The organism is Aromatoleum evansii, assembly GCF_012910805.1.
Lineage (GTDB): Bacteria > Pseudomonadota > Gammaproteobacteria > Burkholderiales > Rhodocyclaceae > Aromatoleum > Aromatoleum evansii.
The window spans coordinates 1-20,691 of sequence record NZ_WTVK01000063.1 but is presented as its reverse complement, the minus strand read 5'-3'; the positions used below and the strand labels follow the sequence as shown (position 1 = coordinate 20,691).

At 67.4% G+C, this 20,691-nt stretch carries 14 protein-coding genes and 1 pseudogene; 5 read left to right on the top strand and 10 right to left on the bottom strand.

From position 1 onward, the window contains the following. Window positions 1-90: 90 nt before the first annotated feature. The 3 genes from paaI to paaG are packed head-to-tail and all read right to left on the bottom strand — an operon-like array spanning window position 91 to window position 2,881. A complete protein-coding gene (paaI, locus tag GO615_RS23100; protein WP_169132233.1) occupies window positions 91-555 on the bottom strand; it encodes a hydroxyphenylacetyl-CoA thioesterase PaaI in 465 nt (154 codons plus the stop codon). After that, window positions 548-2,080, bottom strand: a complete 1,533-nt coding sequence (gene paaH, locus GO615_RS23095) for a 3-hydroxyacyl-CoA dehydrogenase PaaH (protein ID WP_169132232.1) — start codon at window positions 2,078-2,080, stop codon at window positions 548-550. Before paaH ends, paaI begins: the two co-directional genes overlap by 8 nt. After that, window positions 2,081-2,881 (bottom strand): 2-(1,2-epoxy-1,2-dihydrophenyl)acetyl-CoA isomerase PaaG, encoded by an 801-nt coding sequence (paaG, locus tag GO615_RS23090; RefSeq protein ID WP_169132244.1) that lies wholly within the window; start codon window positions 2,879-2,881, stop codon window positions 2,081-2,083. Window positions 2,882-3,221: 340 nt separating this feature from the next. Between paaG and paaN the strand changes: the two genes are divergently transcribed. Then, a complete protein-coding gene (gene paaN / locus GO615_RS23085) occupies window positions 3,222-4,910 on the top strand; it encodes a phenylacetic acid degradation protein PaaN (RefSeq protein ID WP_169132231.1) in 1,689 nt (562 codons plus the stop codon). A gap of 68 nt (window positions 4,911-4,978) precedes the next feature. Next, entirely contained in the window at window positions 4,979-5,584 is a 606-nt protein-coding gene (paaY, locus tag GO615_RS23080; protein ID WP_169132230.1) for a phenylacetic acid degradation protein PaaY, read from the top strand. Window positions 5,585-5,732: 148 nt separating this feature from the next. On the opposite strand, the gene GO615_RS23075 is transcribed toward paaY, so the two are convergent. Both GO615_RS23075 and GO615_RS23070 read right to left on the bottom strand, forming a co-directional pair. Beyond that, a complete protein-coding gene (locus tag GO615_RS23075) occupies window positions 5,733-8,924 on the bottom strand; it encodes an EAL domain-containing protein (protein ID WP_169132229.1) in 3,192 nt (1,063 codons plus the stop codon). A 343-nt stretch (window positions 8,925-9,267) separates the two neighbouring features. Beyond that, the gene (locus GO615_RS23070; RefSeq protein ID WP_169132228.1) at window positions 9,268-9,738 is read right to left on the bottom strand and encodes a hypothetical protein; all 471 of its coding nucleotides are present in this window, start codon (window positions 9,736-9,738) and stop codon (window positions 9,268-9,270) included. Window positions 9,739-10,101: 363 nt separating this feature from the next. Here GO615_RS23070 and GO615_RS23065 point away from each other — a divergent pair, with 363 nt between their 5' ends. Together GO615_RS23065 and dmeF are read left to right on the top strand one after the other, a co-directional pair. Next, window positions 10,102-10,419, top strand: a complete 318-nt coding sequence (locus GO615_RS23065; protein WP_169132243.1) for a cupin domain-containing protein — start codon at window positions 10,102-10,104, stop codon at window positions 10,417-10,419. Window positions 10,420-10,446: 27 nt separating this feature from the next. Then, window positions 10,447-11,439 carry a CDF family Co(II)/Ni(II) efflux transporter DmeF gene (gene dmeF / locus GO615_RS23060; RefSeq protein ID WP_169132227.1) on the top strand — a complete coding sequence of 331 codons (993 nt, stop codon included), beginning with the start codon at window positions 10,447-10,449 and terminating at the stop codon, window positions 11,437-11,439. Between the two features lie 81 nt (window positions 11,440-11,520). Here the strand turns inward: dmeF and GO615_RS23055 are convergent, their stop codons facing one another. From GO615_RS23055 to GO615_RS23040, 4 genes are all read right to left on the bottom strand, one after another. Then, window positions 11,521-13,167: a sulfatase-like hydrolase/transferase gene (locus tag GO615_RS23055; RefSeq protein WP_169132226.1), complete on the bottom strand. Its 1,647-nt coding sequence runs from the start codon at window positions 13,165-13,167 to the stop codon at window positions 11,521-11,523. 125 nt (window positions 13,168-13,292) lie between these two features. Further along, a complete protein-coding gene (locus tag GO615_RS23050) occupies window positions 13,293-15,719 on the bottom strand; it encodes a putative bifunctional diguanylate cyclase/phosphodiesterase (protein ID WP_169132225.1) in 2,427 nt (808 codons plus the stop codon). A 141-nt stretch (window positions 15,720-15,860) separates the two neighbouring features. After that, window positions 15,861-16,217, bottom strand: a complete 357-nt coding sequence (locus GO615_RS23045) for a tellurite resistance TerB family protein (RefSeq protein ID WP_169132224.1) — start codon at window positions 16,215-16,217, stop codon at window positions 15,861-15,863. Between the two features lie 166 nt (window positions 16,218-16,383). Then, the gene (locus tag GO615_RS23040; RefSeq protein ID WP_169132223.1) at window positions 16,384-17,133 is read right to left on the bottom strand and encodes a TorF family putative porin; all 750 of its coding nucleotides are present in this window, start codon (window positions 17,131-17,133) and stop codon (window positions 16,384-16,386) included. A gap of 338 nt (window positions 17,134-17,471) precedes the next feature. On the opposite strand from GO615_RS23040, the gene GO615_RS23035 reads away from it, so the two are divergent. After that, window positions 17,472-20,132 (top strand): molybdopterin-dependent oxidoreductase, encoded by a 2,661-nt coding sequence (locus tag GO615_RS23035; protein WP_169132222.1) that lies wholly within the window; start codon window positions 17,472-17,474, stop codon window positions 20,130-20,132. Window positions 20,133-20,194: 62 nt separating this feature from the next. Here GO615_RS23035 and GO615_RS23030 read toward each other — a convergent pair. Continuing rightward, window positions 20,195-20,691, bottom strand: a pseudogene (locus GO615_RS23030) (TMAO reductase system periplasmic protein TorT); the annotation flags it as partial.

Sequence of the window (20,691 nt, the reverse complement as noted above, 5' to 3'; positions counted from 1 at the left end):
TTTCTTCGGTTTGCGCGGATTTCATATGAGGCCGGAATTATTCCCCGAAGCTGGGGAATCCCGGGTGACCCGCGTCAAACGCCATTCATTTCACAACTCGACGACCGCCCTTCCCTTCAGCCGATAGGACTTGCCGCGCATCACCGCGATCAGCTCGCCCTTCGGGTTGGTGACGCTGATGTCGTACACGCCGGTACGACCGGCGGCGAACACTTCCTTCGCCTCGGCGCACAGCACCTCCCCGGGACGCCCCGGCGCCATGAAGTCGAGGCTGATGCCGGACGCCACGGTCTGCTCGTTGCCGCTGTTGCACGCATAGGCGAAGGCCGTGTCGGCGAGCAGCGTGATGAAACCGCCGTGGCAGATGTCGAAGCCGTTGAGCATGTCCTCGCGCACCGTCATCGTCACCTTCGCGTAACCGGGGCCGATCGCCTCGAAGCGGATGCCGTTGGCGTGGAGCACGCGGTCGTTCTCCGACATGCCGTCGCGCACGCGCTCGGCGACGAGCTGGGGATCGAGCCCGTTCGTGAGATCGCGATAGCCCGCCTCAGTCATACATCGCCTCCCCGTTGCAGGCCTTGCGGCGCAAGAGCGGCGACACGCGGTAGCGCTCCTCGCCGTAGTGCTCCTGGAGGTTCGCCAGCACCTCGACGACGAATCCCGCGCCGAGCTGGTCGGCCCACGCGAGCGGGCCGCCCTTGGGGTAGTTGGTGCCGTGGCGCATCGCGGTATCGACGTCGCGCGCGCTCGCCACCCGCTGCAGCACCGCGTCGGCGGCCTCGTTCGCGAGCATCGCGACGGTGCGCAGCGCGATCAGCCCGGCGACGTCGTCGATCACGCTGACCTTGAAGCCGGCCTTCTGGAAGGTGCCGGTGACCACGCGCAGCGCGCCCAGACCGCACTGGTCGGCGCGCGTCAGCGCGATGCGGGTGCTGGTCGAGTAGTCGAGACACAGGTCGAACAGCACCAGGTTCGGCTGGCGTTCCTCGGCCGCGCGCAGCGTCGCCGTGCGGCCGTCGGTGAGCGCGACGCGCGCGGCGCCGATCTGCATCCAGCCGCGCTTGCCGTGCATGCCGGACTCGCGCCGCACCTCGATGCCGGCCGCTTCCAGGCGCGCGAGCAAGGGCGCGGCCGCGCCGATGTCGCCGACCACGGTGACGCGCGGCTCGCCGTCCTGCGGCGCTTCGTCCTGCGGCACGGCCTTCGCCGCGAGTTCGCCATATTCATAGATGCCGCGCCCGCTCTTGCGACCGAGCCGGCCGGCGGCGACGAGCTCCTGCTGGAACGGGCTCGGGGCGAAGCGGCGGTCGCAGAAATAGGCCTCGAACACCGACTTCGTGACCGCGAAGTTCACGTCGTGGCCGATCAGGTCCATCAGCTCGAAGGGGCCCATCGCGAAGCCGCAGCCCTCGCGCAGGATCGCATCCAGCGTCGCGGGCTCCGCCTCGTGCTCGGCAAGCACGCGCAGCGCCTCGGCATAGTAGGGGCGCGCGACACGATTCACGATGAAGCCCGGGGTGGAAGCCGCATGCACGGGCACCTTGCCCCAGGCTCGCGCCGTCGCGTAGAGGGTTTCGGCGACCTCGCGGTCGGTCGTCAGCCCCGACACCACCTCGACCAGCGCCATGCGCGGCGCGGGGTTGAAGAAGTGCAGGCCCGCGAGCCGGCCCGGACGGGCGAGACCCGCCGCCATCGCATTGATCGACAGCGACGAGGTGTTGCTGGCGATGATCGCGTCCGCACCGAGCAGGCTTTCGAGCTCGGCGAAGAGCTTGCGCTTCACGTCCAGGTTCTCGACGATCGCCTCGATCGCGAGGCCCGCATCGGCCGCCTCGGCCAGTGCCGCGACGGGCACGACGCGCTCCAGCGTCGCCGTGGCTTCGGCCCCGTCGAGACGGTTCTTCGCGACGAGGAACTTCAGGTCCTTCTCGATCGCCGCGCGCCCGGCGGCGATCGCCTCGCTGCGGCCGTCGTACAGGTACACGGTGTGACCCGCGCGCGCCGCGACCTGGGCGATGCCGCTGCCCATCGCGCCGGCACCGATCACGACGATCTTCACATCCCGGGTGAGTGCGCTCATTCAGTCACCCTTGAAATTCGGATTGCGCTTTTCCATGAATGCGGCGACGCCTTCGCGGTAGTCGTTCGAATTGCCGCACACCGTCATCAGGTCGCGCTCGAGGTTGAGCTGGGTCTCGAAGTCGTTGGTCGAGCTCGCCCAGATCGCCTGCTTGGTCTTCGCGTAGCCGAAAGTCGGCCCTTTCGCGAGGCCCGTAGCAACCTGCTGCACGGTCGGAATCAGCGCCTCGTCATCGACGCACTTCCAGATCAGGCCCCAGCTCTCCGCCTGCTCGGCCGACAGCTTCTCGCCCAGCAAGGCCATGCCCATCGCGCGCGCCGGTCCGACCAGGCGCGGCAGGATCCAGCTGCCGCCCGTGTCGGGCACCACGCCGAGCTTGCTGAAGGACTGGATGAAGCTCGCCGAGCGCGCCGCGAACACAAGGTCGCAGGCGAGCGCGATGCTCGCGCCCGCGCCGGCCGCCACGCCATTCACGGCCGCTATCACCGGCAGCTCGAGACTGCGCAGCGCGAGCACCAGGGGCTTGTAGTTCTTCTCGACCGATTCGCCCAAGTCCACCGGCGCCGCACCCGGCGCAACCGCCCGGTCCGACAGGTCCTGCCCGGCACAGAAGCCGCGACCCGCACCGGTGAGCACCAGCACGCGCACCACACCTGCCGCACGGCCTTCCTTCACCTTCGCCAGCGCCCCGCGCACTTCCTCGTGCATCCGGCTCGTGAACGAATTCAGGCGATCGGGACGGTTCAAGGTCAGCGTCGCCACGCCCTCGACCACGTCGAGACGAATCGTCTCGCCCTGCATGCTCCAATCGGTGCCGCTCATGTCTCCTCCTGTCATCCCTCTGCACAAACACCGGCGCGCGGCGCTTGTGCAGAGTCTCCTTCTTCGGATCGCCCGGCAGGCTTCATGGCCTCCTGTCGGCGGGGGTCTGCGCCCGGTATTCCGAGCTTTCTTTGTAGTCCGGCCTTTGTTTGACCGACCGGTCAATCAATAGTAAGCTTGATCCAGATCAAAAGACAACAGTTTTTTGCTTGACAAGCTTCGCCGCAGCGCAGCAACGCACCAGCCGCTATAACAAGGTCAGCAACGCCGATCCGCAGGGGCCGCAGAAGCCCCGCCCCGCCACCAGAGGAGACCCTCGATGTCCAACGTCACGTCCAGCATCACGCCCGCCCAGCTGTTCGACAAGCACCACGCGACCCTCGAAGCCGCCGTCCAGGCGATCCACGCCCGCGGCTACTGGACGCCCTACCCCGAGATGCCCAGCCCCAAGGTGTACGGGGAGACGGCGCAGGACGACGGGCGCCGCGCCGTCGAGGCCTGCTTCGGCCAGGATTTCGACCTCGGCCAGCCCGGCCGTAGCGGCTGGATGGCGAGCGAGCGCTCGCCCTATGGCGTCGAGCTGGGCGTGCGCTATCCGGTGTGCGACGGTCAGGCGCTCATAGACGCCGCGCACGCGGCGATGCCCGGCTGGCAGCGCATCGGCGCGCAGGGCCGCGCCGGGGTGTGCCTGGAGATCCTCGAGCGCCTCAACAAGCGCAGCTTCGAGATCGCCCACGCGGTGATGCTCACCACCGGCCAGGGCTGGATGATGGCCTTCCAGGCGGGCGGCCCGCACGCGCAGGACCGTGGCCTCGAGGCCGTCGCCTACGCGTATCGCGAGATGAAGTTCATCCCGCACGAGACCGTGTGGGAGAAACCGCAGGGCAAGAACCCGCCGCTGAAGATGAAGAAGCACTTCGAGATCGTCGGCCGCGGCGTCGCGCTGGTGATCGGGTGCGGCACCTTCCCGACCTGGAACACCTATCCCGGCCTCTTCGCCGCGCTCGCGACCGGCAACCCGGTCATCGTCAAGCCACACCAGAACGCCATCCTGCCCGCCGCGATCACGGTGCGCATCGCGCGCGAGGTGCTGGCGGAAGCCGGCCTCGACCCCAACCTCGTCACGCTGGCGGCCTTCGACAAACACGAAGCGACGCAGGCGCTCGCGACCCATCCGGCCGTGAAGTCGATCGATTTCACCGGCGGCAACGCCTTCGGCCAGTGGCTGATCAGCAACGCGAAGCAGGCGCAGGTGTATGCCGAGCTCGCCGGCGTGAATAACGTCGTCATCGAATCGACCGACCAGTACAAGGCGATGCTCAGGAACCTCGCCTTCACGCTGTGCCTGTACTCGGGCCAGATGTGCACGACCACCCAGGCGATCCTCGTCCCGGCCGACGGCATCGACACCGACCAGGGCCGCAAGAGCTATGACGAGGTGTGCGCGGATCTCGCCACCTCCATCGACAAGTTCCTCGCCGACCCGGCAGTCGCCACCGCGGTGCTGGGCGCGATCCAGTCGCCCGACACCCTTGCGCGCATCGCGGAAGCGCCCGCCCACGGCCGCGTCGTGCGCGCCTCGACGAAGATCGAGCACGCCGAGTTCCCCGGCGCCGAAGTGCGCAGCCCGCTGCTGCTGGCGTGCGATGCCGCCGACGAGAAGGCCTACATGGAAGAACGCTTCGGCCCCATCGCCTTCGTCGTCAAGGTCGCCGACGGCGCCGCGGCGGTGACCCTCTCGGAGCGCATCGTGCGCGAGCACGGCGCGCTCACGGTCGGCCTCTACACGACGAAGCCGGAAGTGGTCGACGCGATGACCGAGGCGACCTGGCGCGCTGGCGTCGCGCTGTCGATCAACCTCACCGGCGGCGTGTTCGTGAACCAGTCGGCGGGTTTCTCCGACTACCACGGCGTCGGCATGAACCCGGCGGCGAACGCGAGCCTGTCGGACAGCGCCTTCGTCGCCAACCGCTTCCGCGTTGTGCAGCGGCGCCACCACGTCGAATAAGCCGCGCGACACTCCACCATAAGAACAAGGGGCGCCGCGGCGCCCCGTTTCGTCTGCGGAACCCCGACATGCCCTGCTACGAGATCGACGGCCTGCGCCCGGTCGTCCACCCGAGCGCCTACGTGCACCCCGACGCCGTGCTGGTCGGCGACGTCCACATCGGCGCGCGCTGCTACGTCGCCCCGCTCGCGAGCCTGCGCGGCGACTTCGGCCCCATCATCCTGCGCGAAGGCGCCAACGTGCAGGACTGCTGCGTGATGCATGGCTTCCCCGGCATCGACACCCTGGTCGAGGAGAACGGCCACGTCGGCCACGGCGCGATCCTGCACAGTTGCCACGTCGGGCGCAACGCGCTGGTCGGCATGAATGCCGTCGTGATGGACCGCGCGGTGATCGGTGAATCGTCGATCGTGGCCGCTTGCAGCTTCGTCAAGGCCGGCATGGAGATTCCGCCTCAGGTGCTGGTCGCCGGCGTGCCGGCCAAGGTCGTACGCACGCTGACGCGGCAGGAGATGGACTGGAAGGTCGAAGGCACGCGCTGCTACCACGACCTCGCCGCGCGCAGCCTCACGACGCTGAAACCCTGCGAGCCGCTCACCGAGGCCGAAGCCGACCGCCCCGCCATGGTTCTGCCCGAGGTCGTGCCACTGTTCGAGTTGAAGCGGCGCAGCTGACGCAGACAGGGCTCGCGGATGCCGCGCGTTATTGCGCGTGTTCGGGTCCGCCTCCGCCCGGCGATCGTTTCAGGACATGCGCTGCGCCACCGACCGGCAGCAGGGTCGGCGGCGGTGCATCCCTGCGATGCCCGCGATGATCCCGCGCTCACGGCGCAATCGCGACCACCTCCAGCTCGAAGCGCTCGAACGCGTCGCGCACCGCCTCCAGCAGCTCGCGGTCGTCCCACGGCTTGTGCAGGAAGCGGAAGACCGCGCCGCGGTTGATCGCGCCGGTGATCATCTCGACATCGGCATAGCCGGACAGGATCATGCGCACCGACTGCGGATACAGCCCCCTGACCTTGTCGAGAAACTGCACGCCGTCCATGCCCGGCATGCGGAAATCGGAGATCACGACGCCCACCGGATGGCGCGCGAGCAGTTCCAGCGCTTCGGCGGGATTGGCGGCAAACAGCAAGGTATACCCCTCCCGCCGCAGGATGCGGCGCACGGCCGACTGGATCGACGGCTCGTCATCGACGAGCAGCAGGGTGCGTTCGGGCAGATCCTTCTGCACCGGCAGGGGCATCGTCCGTCCGCCGGCCAGCATGTCTGCGAAGGACTCCGGGGCGAGCGGCGGCGAGAAGTGGCAGCCCTGCATCTCGTCGCAGCCGCGCCCGCGCAGGTACAACATTTGCCCCTCGGTCTCGACCCCTTCGGCGATCACGCGCAGATTGAGGCTGCGGGCGAGCGCAATGATGGAAACGGCGATGGCCGCATCGCTTGCGTTTGTCGTCAGATCGGTGATGAAGGCGCGATCGATCTTGAGGTAATCGAGCGGAAAGCGCTTCAGCATGCCGAGTGAGGAATAGCCGGTGCCGAAATCGTCGATCGCGAGCCGGACGCCGAGGGCCTTAAGGCTCCGCATCATCTTGATCGCCCGTTCCGGCTCGCGCATCAGGGTGCTTTCGGTGATCTCCAGCATCAGCGTTCCCCCGTCCAGGCGGAAGCGCGACAGCAGGGCCGACACTTCCGCGACCAGATCGTCGCGCAGGAACTGCAGCGCCGACACATTCACCGCCACGCGCGGGCATGCCACCCCGGTATCGAGCCAGTCGCGCATCCTTGCACAGGCGGATTCGAGCACCCAGTGCCCGATCGGCAGGATCAGGCCGCTTTCCTCGGCCACGGGGATGAATTCGCCCGGCGACACCATGCCGAGTTCCGCATGCCGCCAGCGGCACAGCGCTTCGCAGCCGACCACCGCGCCCGTCAGCAGATCGACCTTGGGCTGGTACTCCAGATACAACTCGTCCCGCTCGACGGCCCGCCGCAATTCGAGTTCGAGACGCAGCCGCGGCGCGGCCCGGGCATTCATGGTCGCGTCGTAGAAGCAGACGGTGTCGCGCCCCGTCTCCTTGGCGCGATTCATCGCCACGCAGGCGTTGCGCAGCAGGGCGTCCGCGTCCTGTCCGGCGTCACCGCACTCGGCTACCCCGATGCTGGCGGTCAGGTGCAACTCCTCACCGCCGGCCATGATCGGCTGCCGCACCGCCTCCAGTAGGCGGTTGGCCAGCGACACCACGGCCTGCCGGCCCGGCAGCTGATCGGCGAGGAGCACGAACTCGTCGTTCGTCATGCGCGCCACCGTGCTGCAGCCTTGCGCGGCCACCGCGAGGCGGCGCGCGATGTCCGCGAGCGTCGCGTCGGCGACCGCACGGCCGAAACTGTCATGCACGACCTTGAAGCGATCCACGTTCAGCCACAGCACGAAGAAGGCGTCATTGCGCGCCGCATGGGCGAGGACCTGCTGCAGGCGGTCGAGCAGCAGGTTGCGGTTGGGCAGGCCGGTCAGCGCATCATGGTTCGCCCGATGGGCAAGTTGCTCCTCATGGCGGAGCCGCTCCGTGACATCGCGGAATTCGATCACCGCGTGGTCGGCACCCTGCCCGTCGCTTGCCACCAGGCTCACGCCGGCCTCGAGCCAGACGACATCCTCCTCCGCGCGCGTCAGGCGCAGCGCGACCTCGCCTTCGCGCCGCGCCGCGAGCAGTCCCTCGAGCTGCTCCCATGCACCCGGTTCGAAACCGCGGCGGCCGAGGTCGGACAAATCGGCGGCGTGGAGGTCCGCAGGGGTGATCGCCAACAAGGCGAGCAATGCCGGATTGGCGCTGACGACACATCCCGGCGACGCATAACGGTAGATCATCAGCCCGTTGCGGCTGGCGTCGATGGCGCTGTTGCGCAGACGGATTTCCTCCGCGGCGGTTCGCAGTCGCGTCATCGATTCCTCGATTTGCGCCGCCATGTCGTCCAGCGTGCCGCCAAGCTCCCCCAGCTCGCCGCCATCCGGCGGCAGCGCACAACGGGCCTGCAGCTCCCCGGCGCCAATGCGCCGCGCCGTGTCCGCAAGATCACGCACCCGACGCAGCACCAGCCGCTGCGCCGCGACCCAGCCGAGTGCCGACACAAGCGCGGTCAGCGCGAGGGCCAGCAGGAGATTGTGCCGCAACACCTGCGCAGCCTGCGCTTGGGCCAGCGCGGTTGGAATGCCCACGCGCACGTACAGGTCGCCGTGGACGCTGAGCACCGGCACGATCGCCGTTGCGCGCGGCACCTGATCGAGCCAGACCGACTCGAAGAGCGCTTCGCGGTCCTCCACAATGGCAGCCTTGAATTCGGCCAGCTCCGGGATCGTGCGCCCCGCCAGCGCATCCGGATCGGGCAGACGGGCGAGGATCGCGCCCTCGCTGTCGACGATCGTCACCACCGAGCCGTCCGGCAGCCACTGGTCGCGCAGCAGCGATTCGAATTTCGGCGGCTCTGCCACGAGCGCCACGATGGCAGAAATGTCATCGTGCTCGTCGAATACCGGATGGGCGAACACCACGATCGGCCGCCCCGTCAGGCGGCTGACAATGAATTCGCCGATCGCGAAGTCGCGCCGCTCGACGGCGCGGCGGAAGTAGGCGCGATCCGCGACGTTGACGCGCCCGGCGACCGGCTTGGCGCTGCAGAGCATTTCGCCGCTGCGGTCGAAGACGAAGAGATCGGAGTAGAGTTCGCCGAGGGAGGCCACGCGCGAAAGCCAGCGGCTGCAGTCGCGCGTCGAATGCAGCGCCCCTATTTCTGGCGCCTCCGCCAGCCCCTGCAGTGCCGCGTGCGCATAGGACACCATGTCCCGCTGGCGCGTCGCGACTTGCCGTGCCGTAGCCAGCGCAAGCCTTTCCGAACTGGCACGGGCCTCGCGCCGCTGTTCGAGCCCCATGTCGAGGATGATCGCGATGGACGGCAGGACCGCAGCAAGGACCAGCAGCAGCAGGCGGACATGCATCCGGGCAAGCGATCGGGGAATCATCGCGGATCCGTACTTGTTGTATCCGCATGCGTCGCGGACATGGCAGGAGCGTGGCGCCACCGTCCGGCGATCCGCGCGTTCACAGTTGCGGACGGGGAGCCCCCGGGCGACGCTCACATTTGGTTACACTCGCGCTGCATCATAAAGCAGCCAGCTCGAATCGGCACTACCGGCAACAACGTATGCGAACAAGCGGAAAAGCGAATGCCGCGCGGTGAGTCGTTGCCGCGCAATGCCTCGCCACCAGGCGGCGGACCACGGCAGCGACGGGGTCGCGCGACACGACGCACTCGGGGCGTGTCGCGCGACCGGACGGCACCGATTCGCCGCCGCCCGCTCTTGCTCAGTTGAGCGCGGGATCTTCCGCGGCATCGAGCGCCAGGGCGATATCGCTCGGCGAACGGAGAAAGCGCACGCTGCACAGCCTGCGCGTCCCGCACATCACGGCTTCGGCAAGCTGGTGCACGAAATCCATGTCGTGCGACTCGGTAAAGAGCGGGATCGAAATCGTCTTCCCCTCGAGTTTCCCGGGTTCCTGCAGGATGGTGCGAGCGATCTGCGGCAAGGGACGTTTGCCCTGCGGCATTGAGACGCCGGCGTCGAACTCCCCGGACCGCGGATCGGCGACCGCAGGCGCGAGCGCGTCCGGCGGCTCCAGCCGACAGGAGACGCTGGTCCCCTTCCCGTACCAGCAAATCCAGCCAACGGGAGCTCCCGCGGGCGCCTCCGCATGCGCAGCGGCAGCCGGCAGCGCCAGCAGCAGTCTGCCGGCGAACCGCCAGCGACGGGCGGCGGAGGCGACCGCCGCGGCCAACCAATTCGTCATGGCGAATGGCGCACAGGCTGAATATTGCATATGCCGATCAATCCTTTTTCAATTGAAGAAGCATAAATTCAGGTGCAGCCCAGGGGAATTCGCGAGATTGCGCGCCCGTCTACGTACAAGCACGTAGACGGGCGAGAAGCCACCAACACAACGCAACGAGGCCGCGGCGCCGGATCGGCAGTCGTACCGGCTGCCGCAGCAAATGCTGCGCAGAGCCCGATTCGACGGTATCGTACGGAGGCAGCAATCACCGCCCTCCGTTCGGCCCGAACCCTGCGCCTCCAGCATTGCGACAGCCGGAGCAAGGGTGAGGACATCAATGACTCCAACATGCGAAGCGCCGTCCGCCCCATGCCCGACCACGGAAACGTCCTCGAAGATCTGCCGCCGCCCGGCGGCGAGGAAAGCTTCGACACCCTTTTCGAGCGCGCCGGCACGCGCATCGAGCGCATCGTCTCGCACGCCCACGCCAGCCCGCCCGGCTTCTGGTACGACCAGGCGCAGGCCGAATGGGTGATGGTGGTGCGAGGCGAGGCGGAACTCGCGTTCGCGGACGGCGAACGGCGCGAGATGCGCGCGGGCGACTGGATCACAATCGCCCCGCATCGCCGCCACCGCGTCGAATCGACGGGCGAAGGTACCGTATGGCTGGCGGTGCATGTAGACTGATGACATAGCGATCACCGCCGGCGCCCCATGTCTCCCGAATCCCCGCAATACTGGACCCCCAACCACCGCTTCCATGACGGCAACGCGGCGGGCGAACGCGGCACGCGCCTGGTGCTGCTGATCACGGCGATCACGATGGTGGTCGAGATCGCCGCCGGCTGGTGGTTCAACTCGATGGCGCTGCTCGCCGACGGCTGGCACATGAGCTCGCACGCGCTCGCGATCGGCCTCTCGGCGCTCGCCTACGCCGCCGCACGGCGCTACGCCGACGACCCGCGCTTCGCCTTCGGCACGTGGAAGATCGAAATCCTCGCCGGCTTCGCGAGCGCGATCTTCCTCGTCGGCGTCGCGCTCGCGATGGTCATCGGCTCAGTCGAGCGCCTGCTCGCGCCGCAGGACATCCGCTTCCCCGAGGCGATCACGGTCGCGGTGGTCGGACTGGTCGTGAATATCGTATGCGCGCTGATCCTCAACCATGCCGGCGAGCATGCGCACGGCGGGCACGAGCATCACGATCACGGCCATGCCCACGGCGGGCACGACCACGCTCATGGCGACCACGACCACCCCCATCACGACCTGAACCTGCGCGCCGCCTACCTGCACGTCGTCGTCGACGCGGCGACCTCGGTGCTGGCGATCGTCGCGCTGCTCGGGGGGATGCTGTACGGCTGGAACTGGCTCGACCCGGTGATGGGCATCGTCGGCGCGACGCTGGTCGCGCGCTGGTCGCGCGGGCTGCTGCGCGACACCGGCCGCGTGCTGCTCGACCGCGAGATGGATCACCCGGTCGTCGCGGAGGTGCGCCAGGCGCTCGCGAGCCACCCGCACTGGCCCGAGGCGCCGCGCATCGTGGACCTGCACGTGTGGCGCGTCGGTCGCAACCGTTTCGCCGCCATCGTCAGCGTGCTCACCGGCGACCCCGCGATCACACCCACTGCGATCAAGCGCGCGCTCGCCCGGCACGAGGAGCTCATCCACATCTCGGTCGAGGTGAATCGCCCGCAGGACGCCGCCTGAAGCGGCACGGCGCCACCACCCGATAAGGCCATTCGGGCGGACCCCTTCGACAAGCTCAGGGCAAACGGATGTACCCGAGGCTCAGCGATCGTGCACGATGTCGCGCTGCACGGTCGTGCGCGCGGGTGGACGCGGTGGCACCGGCACCGGCGTCACGACCACGTCGGCGGGGCCGGCGCCGGTGGCCGCGGGCTCGATCACCGGCAGATCCCACAGCGCGCGGTAGGTCGCGCTGTAGTTCATCAGCTGCTCGGTCATCTTCGCGATGCGATCAGGCGGGCGCGGCACGCTGGCCGGGCCGATCGCCGCATAGCCGAGGCCGGCACGCTCGCCCTCGACCTCGAAGCCAAGCATCCGCAGCATCGTCGGCAGCATGTCGAAGTGCGTGACCTCGTCGGTGTTCTTCACCAGCTTCTTGTCTGCGCCGATCAGCAGGTTATACACGCGTCGGTTCGGGTTCTTCACCAGCTTGTCGTACGAGGTGTTGCCCATCGCGAGATGGTCGCCCTGCACCACGACCGCGATGCGATCCGACCAGCCCTTCTTGTTGATGTACTCGATGAAGTCCGCGACCTGCCCCGCGGTGCATTCGACGATGCCTTCGAAATCCTGATACCCCTGGCGTTCGCAGGCCGATGACAGGTGTCCGTAGGGGTGATGCGTGTCGATCGTGAGGACGGTGAGGTTGAAGGGCTTGCGCGCCTTCATCAACTGGTCGAGCTCGCTGCGCGCGTGGCGGAAGAGATCATCGTCGTACAGTCCCCAGCCGCTCATCAGCTCGGGCCGTTCGCCCTGGTTCACCCATTCCTCGCGCCCCATCACCTTGCCGTAGTGGTGATCCTTGAAAAACTTGCCGACGCCGGCGAAGGCAAGGCTGGAGCCGTTGAGGAAGACGTTGGTATAGCCGTTGCTGGCGAGGATGTCGCCGAGGCAGCGCGCACGCGGCAGGAAGCTCTCGACCTGCTCGCCCTGGGCATTGCCGCCGAACAGGGCCACCGACTTCAGCGGCAGCCCGCACTGCGTCGCGACGATGCCGGCGATCGTGAAGTGCGCGCCCATCATCTCGCGGTAGTCGTCGAAGGACACCACGCGCGGCTTGCCCTTGTAGGCGTTGAGCCGGTGCAGCAGGTCGCGCCCGAACAGGTTGGTGTCGGAATAGGTGGACTCGAGGCTCTCGACGTAGATGAGCACGAGGTTCTTCGGCGGCTCCTTGCCGCGCTTGACCGACACGCGGCCCGGATCGACGTAGGAGCCGGCGAAATAATCCTCGCCGAAGTAGGCCCGCACGTAGCGCGCCAGCGAGAAGCTGTCGATGAAGAAGGCGACACCGGCGCCGAGCACCACCAGAGGGATCGCCCGCGGCACGCCGTGGCGCATGAAGCGCAGCAACGCGCGACTGCAACGGCGCATGCCCACACGCAACCAGTACCAGCCGCGGCGCAGCCACGGCACCGGCCATTTCTCCGGATGCGCGCGCAGGCGCTGGAACCATTCGTCCAGCCCCCACAGCACCATCGCCAGCGCGACCGGCAGCGCCAGCGCGCGCCACAGGAAGCGGCGGGTCAGTTCGGGATCGCTCGTCATCAGCCCTTCGGTACCGAAACGCAGGTGGTAGAGCACCTGGTCGATGGTTACCGAGCCGAACTCGTCGGTGAGCCAGTCGGGCAAGGCGTACAGCAGGCAGCCGACGAGAATCGCCAGAGGCTTGAGCAGTTTTCGGACACGCATTTACGGGACGACTCTCCGGCGGGCGGACTTCCGTGCGGCGGCGCCGCATGCACCGGAAGGTGCGCAATATTACCGCAACGCCCCTGAGGTAGACTGGCGCGACGGCCGCAAGTTTGCGCGCCCGCTCACGACGCCCCGACCCCCTGCCGCCGCGCGTCGAGCAGGGCCGCAAAGGCCTCCGCCGGCACCGGCGATCCGAACAGGTAGCCCTGGCATTCCGGACAGCCCGCCTCGCGCAGGAAGTCGCGCTGGTCGGTCGTCTCCACCCCTTCCGCGATCACTTCCAGCCCGAGGCTGCGCGCGAGCGCGATCGTCGCCTGCACGATCGCGGCGCAGCTGCGGTCGTGCGGCAGCTCGCTGACGAAGGAGCGGTCGATCTTCAGGCGGTGGATCGGGAAGCGCTTGAGGTAGTACAGCGAGGAATAGCCGGTGCCGAAGTCGTCCAGCGCGAGCTGCACGCCCTGCGCGGAGAGCCTGTCCATCAGCCCGATCGCGCGCTCGGTGTCTTCCATCAGCATGCTCTCGGTGAGTTCGAGTTCGATGCGCGCGGGGTCGGCACCGGTCGCAGCGAGCGCTTCGCGCATGGCCTCGTCGATATCGCCCTGCAGCTGCCGCATCGAGAGGTTCACCGCGAGGCGGAATCCCGCCGGCAGCCGCTCGCCCCACTCGACTACCTTGCGGCAGGCCTGCTCCAGCACCCAGGCGCCGATGTCGACGATCAGTCCGGTCTCCTCGGCAATCGGAATGAACTCCGCGGGCGGCACCAGGCCGCGTTCGGGCTGGTGCCAGCGCAGCAGCACCTCGGCACCGGTCATGTTGCCGCTGGCGGTATCGACCTTGAGCTGGAAGTGCAGCTCGAACTCGCCGCGCTCGAGCGCATGGCGCAGGTCCTCCTCCATCCCGAGGCGCTCGAGCGCGCCCTCGTTCATCGACGGCAGGAAGAAACGGTAGCGGTTACGGCCGGCGCGCTTGGACTGGTACATCGCGACGTCGGCATGCTTGGTGAGCATTTCGGGCGTGCTGCCGTCCTCGGGGTAGAAGCTGATGCCGATGCTCGCCCCGGTCGTGATCTCGCGCCCGTCGACTAGGAAGGGCGCGGACAGGGCGTCGAGGATGCGCTGGGCAACCGCGGCGGTGACCTGACGCCGGTCCACTGAGTCGCCTGCGAGCAGCACCCCGAACTCGTCGCCGCCCAGGCGCGCGGTGGTGTCGCAATCGCGCACGATGCCGCTCAGGCGCGCGGCTACCTGCTTGAGCAGCGCATCGCCGGCCTTGTGGCCGAGGCTGTCGTTCACCGGCTTGAAGCGGTCGAGGTCGATGAACAGCACCGCGAGGCTGGAATTCTGCCGCCGCGCGAGCAGCACGGCGTTTTCCAGCCGGTCCTCGAACAGGCGCCGGTTCGCCAGCCCGGTCAGCGCATCGTAATAGGCCAGGTGCGCAATGCGTTCCTCACTCAGGCGCTTCTCGGTGATGTCATAGAACATCCCGATGTAGTACACGAGCTCCTGCCGCTCGTTGTAGTCCGCGCACAGGGTCAGCCACTGGCGGTAGATCTCGCCGCTCTTGCGCCGGTTGGTGACTTCGCCCTGCCAGTAGCCGCGCTCGTTAACCGTCTTCCACATCTCGTGGTAGAAGGCCTCGTTGTGCCAGCCCGACGAGAGCAGGCGCGGCGTCCCGCCGATCGCCTCCTCTGCGGTGTAACCGGTGATCTCGGTGAAGGCGCGGTTCACCTCGATGACGCGCTGCTCCGGATCGGTGATGACGATGCCCTCGATGCTGCGCTCGAACACGCTCGCGGCCATGTGCAGGCGTCGGTTGGCGGCCTCGAGCGCCTCGTTCTGCGTGCGGATGCTGGCCTCGTTCTCGCGCAAGGCCCCGTACTGCCGGCGCAGGATGCGGTCGGCGCGGCCCACGACCAGCAGCAGCGCCGCGTAGAGAGCTCCGAAGCCCAGCACGATCGCCAGCAGCAGCCACCACGAATCGCTGTCGATCTCGCGGATGTCGCCCGAGACGTCGGTGTACAGCTCGAACACCGCCTTCACCTGCCCGTCGGGATCGGGGCGGATCGGGATGTAGCTCGACACCACGTTCACGTTCTCGATCTCGCCCTCGGTCGCGCTCATGCGGCCGCGATAGACGAGCTCGCTCATCTTCACGCCGCTGCGCGCCGCCAGAAAACCGGGATTGCCGCTCTTGTCCTCGCCGATCTCGCGCACCACGGTGGAAAACACCGCCGTGCCCTTGAGGTCATACACCTTGATCTTGATCACCGGCACGCCGGCCGCCAGTTCGCGGATCCGCTCCCGCAGGCGCGCGGTGAGTTCGCGCTCGCGCAGCGCGAGCGCGTCGCGCCCTTCCGAGGCCATCAGCGCGGGGCCGAACTCCGGCCAGATCGCGTTGGCGACCGTGCGCGCGAGCAGCTCGTTGCGCGTCCCCGAAATCTCCGTGCGCTCGGCGATCTCGCTGCTGCGGTAGCCCCACAGGAACAGCAGCGAAAGCACCAGCACGGCGATTCCGCTCGCGATCGAAAAATAACGGGTCAGTCTGAACATGCTTCCCCCGGTCGCCCGCAGGCCTGCGACCCCGCGCCGGCGAGGCACGCAGCGGCGCTGCAGCCCATCATACGACCAATCGTCCGCGCGGGCAGCGTCCGTCGGTGCCCCCCGGACGCAATCCGTATCGCCGCGGAAGCCTCAGTCGCGCAGTTTCTCGAGCGGGATGCCCCAGCGCGTCAGCGTATCGCGCAGCAGCGTCTGCTCGGGCAGGCAGATCACGCCGTCGGCTTTCGACAGCACCAGCATTGCGCGGCACACCATCTCCCGCAGGACAGGATCGGTGATGCGGTCGAGCATCATCTCGAAACGCTCGATGTCGAGCATGCGCACCGGATCGACGCGTTCGGGGCGCTGCAGCAGGCGGCGGCAGTGGTCGATGATGGCCTGGATCAGGGTGTCGCGCTCGACGCCCAGCAGCTTGGGAATGCCGAGGCGGTCGAGCGCCTCGAGCTCGCGGCTGGCGAGCACGCCGTCCGCGAGCAGGGTCAGGGCCACCAGCTCGGTGGCGACGGCGCGTTACGCCTCGTAGGTCGGGTCGGTCATCGGCGGGAATGCGGGTGCGCGGAAAATGCTGAAGGATAACGCCCCTATGACCACATGCTGCAACGAATGGTTTCCCGCACGCTTGCGGCCGCGCACGCCATGCGCGCGGCCGCCTCGCTCAGAAGCTCTTGGACACGGCGAACACCACCCGTTCCTTGAAGATCTTGCGCCCGTCGCGACTGCCGTAGACCTTGTGGCTGCGGTCGACGTCGGTGTCGTGGTAACGCAGGTCGAAGTTGAGCCCCCACATGGACTTGGTGACGCCCACGTTCCAGTGCTTCCAGCCCTCGGCGCCGTGGCCGGTCAGTTCCTGGTAGCCGAAGGAGCCGTCGACACCCCAACCGTCGCCGAGCGCGACTTTCGGATGGATCGCGTAGTTCACGCCCTTCCAGCCATCCACGCCGAACCAGTCGTCGAGGGTCGGCGTGACTTCCAGCTTCAGGTTGACCGGCCCGAAGTTGCGGTCGAGGTACATGTACAGCTCGCTGTAGTTGTAGCGGTTCGCCCCGGGATACTGGTACGAGAAGGCCATCACGTTGTAGTTGAAGCCGCTGTCACCGATGCTGCCGTACTTGCCCAGGTAGGGGCCAACGACCGCGTAGATGTCGGGCGAGCCCTCGAACTTGTTGGTCGAGCCGAAGTACCCGAGGTAGACGCCGGTCGAGTGCGTCCACGTCAGCGAGGCCTGGACGGCGGGAATCTCGCCGCTGACGGTCTCGGATTCGCCGCGGAACACGTAGTCGGTGGCGAACTTCACCGAACCGCCGACCGTGCCGCCGAGCACGACCGGCTTGTCCTCGGCGAACGCCCCCTGCACAAGCATCACGGCAGCGCCGGCGAGCAGCATCTTCGAATAACTGGTTTTCATGGTGCACTCCCTTTACATCGTTACGGATCGTTCGGAATCCGGCGTGCTTCACCGGACTCGTTCGGATTGGATGATGGGGAGGCGACATGAACGGCGGCGCGGAGAACGGTGAATCGACGTGCGGTTTTGTAATACCCCACGAATTACTCATCACCTTGACTGCATGGAACTTTCCGTCCATTGCGGCACTGCTTCCGTAAATGGGCGCGAGCGCTGTTAACAGTGGTTAACGAATCTCCACGCGCCATCGACAAAACGGCGCGGACTGTTCATCCGCGTTCCCTAGCATTGGAGTCGGAAAAGGCATTCGAGCAACCGGCACTGTAGGGAGATCAATCATGAGCATGTCGAGAAGGGAATTTCTGAAGGCGTCCGTCGCGTCCGCCGTGGCAGCGAACGGGCTGGCGTGGTTCGGCGCGAGCGAAGTGTTTGGCGCCGATACCGTCGTGATCCCGAGCGCGAGCCACTGGGGCCCGTTCAAGGCGGTCGTGAAGAACGGCGTGCTCGTGGGCGTGCAGCCCCTCGCCGACATCGACGCGATGCCGACCAAGATGCTCACCGAAGGCCTGATCAGCCGCGTGTATCACAAGACCCGCGTGATGTACCCGATGGTACGCAAGTCCTACCTCGCCAACCCCACCGGCGACACCAAGCCCCACCTGCGCGGCAAGGAGCCCTTCGTGCGCGTGACCTGGGACGAGATCCTCGCCATCACCGCCAATGCGATCCTCACCACCGCCGAGCAGCACGGCAACGAGGCCCTCTTCAGCAGCTCCTACGGCGGCTGGTCGCACGCCGGCCTGCTGCGCCCGCAGGTGCTGCAGGGCCGCCTCTTCGGCCTCATCGGCGGCCATTCCGTGACCACCGGCGACTACTCCGGCGGCGCCTCGCAGATCAGCCTGCCGCACATCATCGGCGACATGGAAGTGTATTCGCCGCAGACGGCGTGGGAAGTGATGGCCGAGCACACCGAGGTCATGGTGTGGGTGGGCTGCGACCCGTGGAAGAACAACCGCATCGAATACACCGTCGCCGACCACCAGATGTTCCCGCGCTGGAAGCTTATCAAGGACCGCGGCGTGAAGTTCATCTCGATCAACCCGCAGTACACGACCACCGACGAGGCGCTCGGCTCGGAGTGGGTGAAGATCGTCCCCAACACCGACGTCGCGCTGTTTCTCGCGATGGCCTACCACGTGTATACGACGGGCAAGTACGACAGGGCCTATCTCGACAAGTACACGGTCGGCTTCGACAAGTTCCTGCCCTACCTGCTGGGCAAGGACGCCGACGGCACGCCGCCCAAGACCCCCGAGTGGGCGTCAAAGATCACCGGCATCCCGGCGCAGAAGATCGTCGAGCTGGCCGAACTTTTCGCCACCAAGCGCACGCAGTTCGCCGGTGCCTGGGCGCTGCAGCGCGCGCACCACGGCGAGATGACGCACTGGGCGATCATCAACTTTGCCGCCATGCTCGGCAAGATCGGCAAGCCCGGCCAGGGCGTGGGCTTCAGCTGGCACTACGGCGGCGGCGGCATGCCGCAATCGACGCACCCGATGCCGGTCGGCCTGTCGCAGGGCCGCAACCCGGTAAAGGCGCGCTGCCCGGCCTCGCGCATCAGCGAGATGCTGCTGAACCCCGGCAAGCAATACACCCGCGACGGCGCCACGCACACCTACCCCGACGTGCATCTCATCTACAACGCCGGCAACAACTTCATGTCGCACCAGCAGGACACGAACGAGCTGCTGCGCGCGATGAACAGGAAGGTGCGCACCGTGATCTGCCAGGATCCGTGGTGGTGCGCGTCGTCGCGCTTCGCCGACATCGTGCTGCCGGCGACCTCCGCGCTGGAGCGTGACGACATGAGCACCGGCGGCACCTACAGCAACGACAAGATCTACGCGATGCGCCAGGTGATCCAGCCCTACGGCGAGAGCCTCGACGACTTCGAGATCTTCCGCCGCCTCGGCGACCTGATGGGCGTCGGCTTCCAGTTCTCGGAAGGCAAGACCGTGCCGCAGATCCTGCGCGAGTCCTATGACCGTACGAACCCGACGGTGCCATTCGACGAGTTCTGGGAGAAGGGCATCGTGAAGATCGACGTGCCCGAGAAGATGCGCAAATGGGTGCGCCACGGCGATTTCTACACCGACCCGGAGAAGAATCCCCTTCACACCAAGTCCGGCAAGATCGAGCTGTACTGCTCCGAGATCGCCAGCTTCAAGGTGCCCGACTGCCCGCCGATCCCGAAATTCCTCGAACCCGCGGAATACCTCGGCAATGCGAAGGCCGGCCAGGTGCACGTCGTCAGCCCGCACCCCTTCAACCGCGTGCATTCGCAGATGGCGCAGGCCGACGTGCGCAAGTACGAGAACGTCAAGGGCCGCCAGCACGTGCGCATCAGCGTGGAGGATGCCAAGGCCAACGGCATCAAGGACGGCGACCTGGTCGAGCTGTACAACGAGCGCGGTGCGCTGATTGCCGGTGCGGTGGTGACCGACCAGATCATGAAGGGCGTCGTGAGCCTGGAGGAAGGCAACTGGATCCAGCTCGACTCCAAGGGACGCTGCAACAGCGGCGCGATCAACATGATCACGACCAGCGTCGCCTCCAGCGGCCTGAGCCAGGCGACCAGCGCCAACACCTGCATCGCCAGCCTGAAGAAATGCACCGATGCGGAGTCGGAAAACCGCGCCTACGAGCCGCCCCCGTTCGAGAAGGTGGCCGGCCTCGGCCTCGATGTAGCTGGCATGAAGCTGTACGAACGCGCCGCTGCGCTGAAAGGCGCGACCATGGCGAGCATGACGCCGGGCGAGAAGCTCTTCTACGAACGCTGCACGCTGTGCCATGTGCCGCGCGAACCGGGCGACTACACCAAGAAGCAGTGGCACGGCATCACGCAGAGCATGTTCCCGCGCGCCGGCCTCGACGAGGCGCAGAAGAAGATCGTGCTCGACTTCCTCGAGAAGAACGCGAAGGACGCCGCGGCGATGTAAGCGGCGACGCCCCGGCCGGGGCGTTTGCCCGCGCAGCCCGGCCTCGCGCCGGGCTTTCCTTTCTATTGCGCCGCCGGCTCGTAGCGGAATTGCGGCAGGAAGGTGCTCGGTGCGAGCGAATCGTCGAGATCGATGCGCTTGAGCGCCGCGCGGTCGACGACCTGCACGCGCGGACCGACATGGCGCGCGACCTTCCGCCCCTCCAGCAGATCGACCGCCTGCCCGACCGACAGCCGCCCCTGCAGCACCGGCGCATCCGACGGTGCGGCGAGGATGCGGCCGCGCAGGATCCCCCGGTACACCGCCGGCGTGAAGTAGGTCGCGACGATGCCGACACGCTCATGCAACCCCCGTTCGCGCAGCACGCTGATCGCCGCCTCGGCCATCAGCGCATTGCCGACGAGGTAGCGCACCGCCGGGTGCTCGTCGAGCGTGCCCTGCACGAGGTTGCGCTGGATCGACTTCGCCGTGTCGCCCCACGCCGTTGCGCGGATCGCGATACGGCTGCCGGCGATCGCCTCGCGGAACCCGCGGTCCACGAAGGGCACCCAGCCCGCCC

What these genes read in the sequence shown, in the direction of transcription:
- GO615_RS23065 (WP_169132243.1), top strand. Translation starts at nt 10,102, where the DNA reads ATGCCCGACCACGGAAACGTCCTCGAAGATCTGCCGCCGCCCGGCGGC.
- paaG (WP_169132244.1), bottom strand. Translation starts at nt 2,881, where the DNA reads ATGCAGGGCGAGACGATTCGTCTCGACGTGGTCGAGGGCGTGGCGACG.
- GO615_RS23035 (WP_169132222.1), top strand. Translation starts at nt 17,472, where the DNA reads ATGAGCATGTCGAGAAGGGAATTTCTGAAGGCGTCCGTCGCGTCCGCC.
- GO615_RS23075 (WP_169132229.1), bottom strand. Translation starts at nt 8,924, where the DNA reads ATGATTCCCCGATCGCTTGCCCGGATGCATGTCCGCCTGCTGCTGCTG.
- paaH (WP_169132232.1), bottom strand. Translation starts at nt 2,080, where the DNA reads ATGAGCGCACTCACCCGGGATGTGAAGATCGTCGTGATCGGTGCCGGC.
- paaN (WP_169132231.1), top strand. Translation starts at nt 3,222, where the DNA reads ATGTCCAACGTCACGTCCAGCATCACGCCCGCCCAGCTGTTCGACAAG.
- GO615_RS23040 (WP_169132223.1), bottom strand. Translation starts at nt 17,133, where the DNA reads ATGAAAACCAGTTATTCGAAGATGCTGCTCGCCGGCGCTGCCGTGATG.
- GO615_RS23055 (WP_169132226.1), bottom strand. Translation starts at nt 13,167, where the DNA reads ATGCGTGTCCGAAAACTGCTCAAGCCTCTGGCGATTCTCGTCGGCTGC.
- paaY (WP_169132230.1), top strand. Translation starts at nt 4,979, where the DNA reads ATGCCCTGCTACGAGATCGACGGCCTGCGCCCGGTCGTCCACCCGAGC.
- GO615_RS23050 (WP_169132225.1), bottom strand. Translation starts at nt 15,719, where the DNA reads ATGTTCAGACTGACCCGTTATTTTTCGATCGCGAGCGGAATCGCCGTG.
- paaI (WP_169132233.1), bottom strand. Translation starts at nt 555, where the DNA reads ATGACTGAGGCGGGCTATCGCGATCTCACGAACGGGCTCGATCCCCAG.
- dmeF (WP_169132227.1), top strand. Translation starts at nt 10,447, where the DNA reads ATGTCTCCCGAATCCCCGCAATACTGGACCCCCAACCACCGCTTCCAT.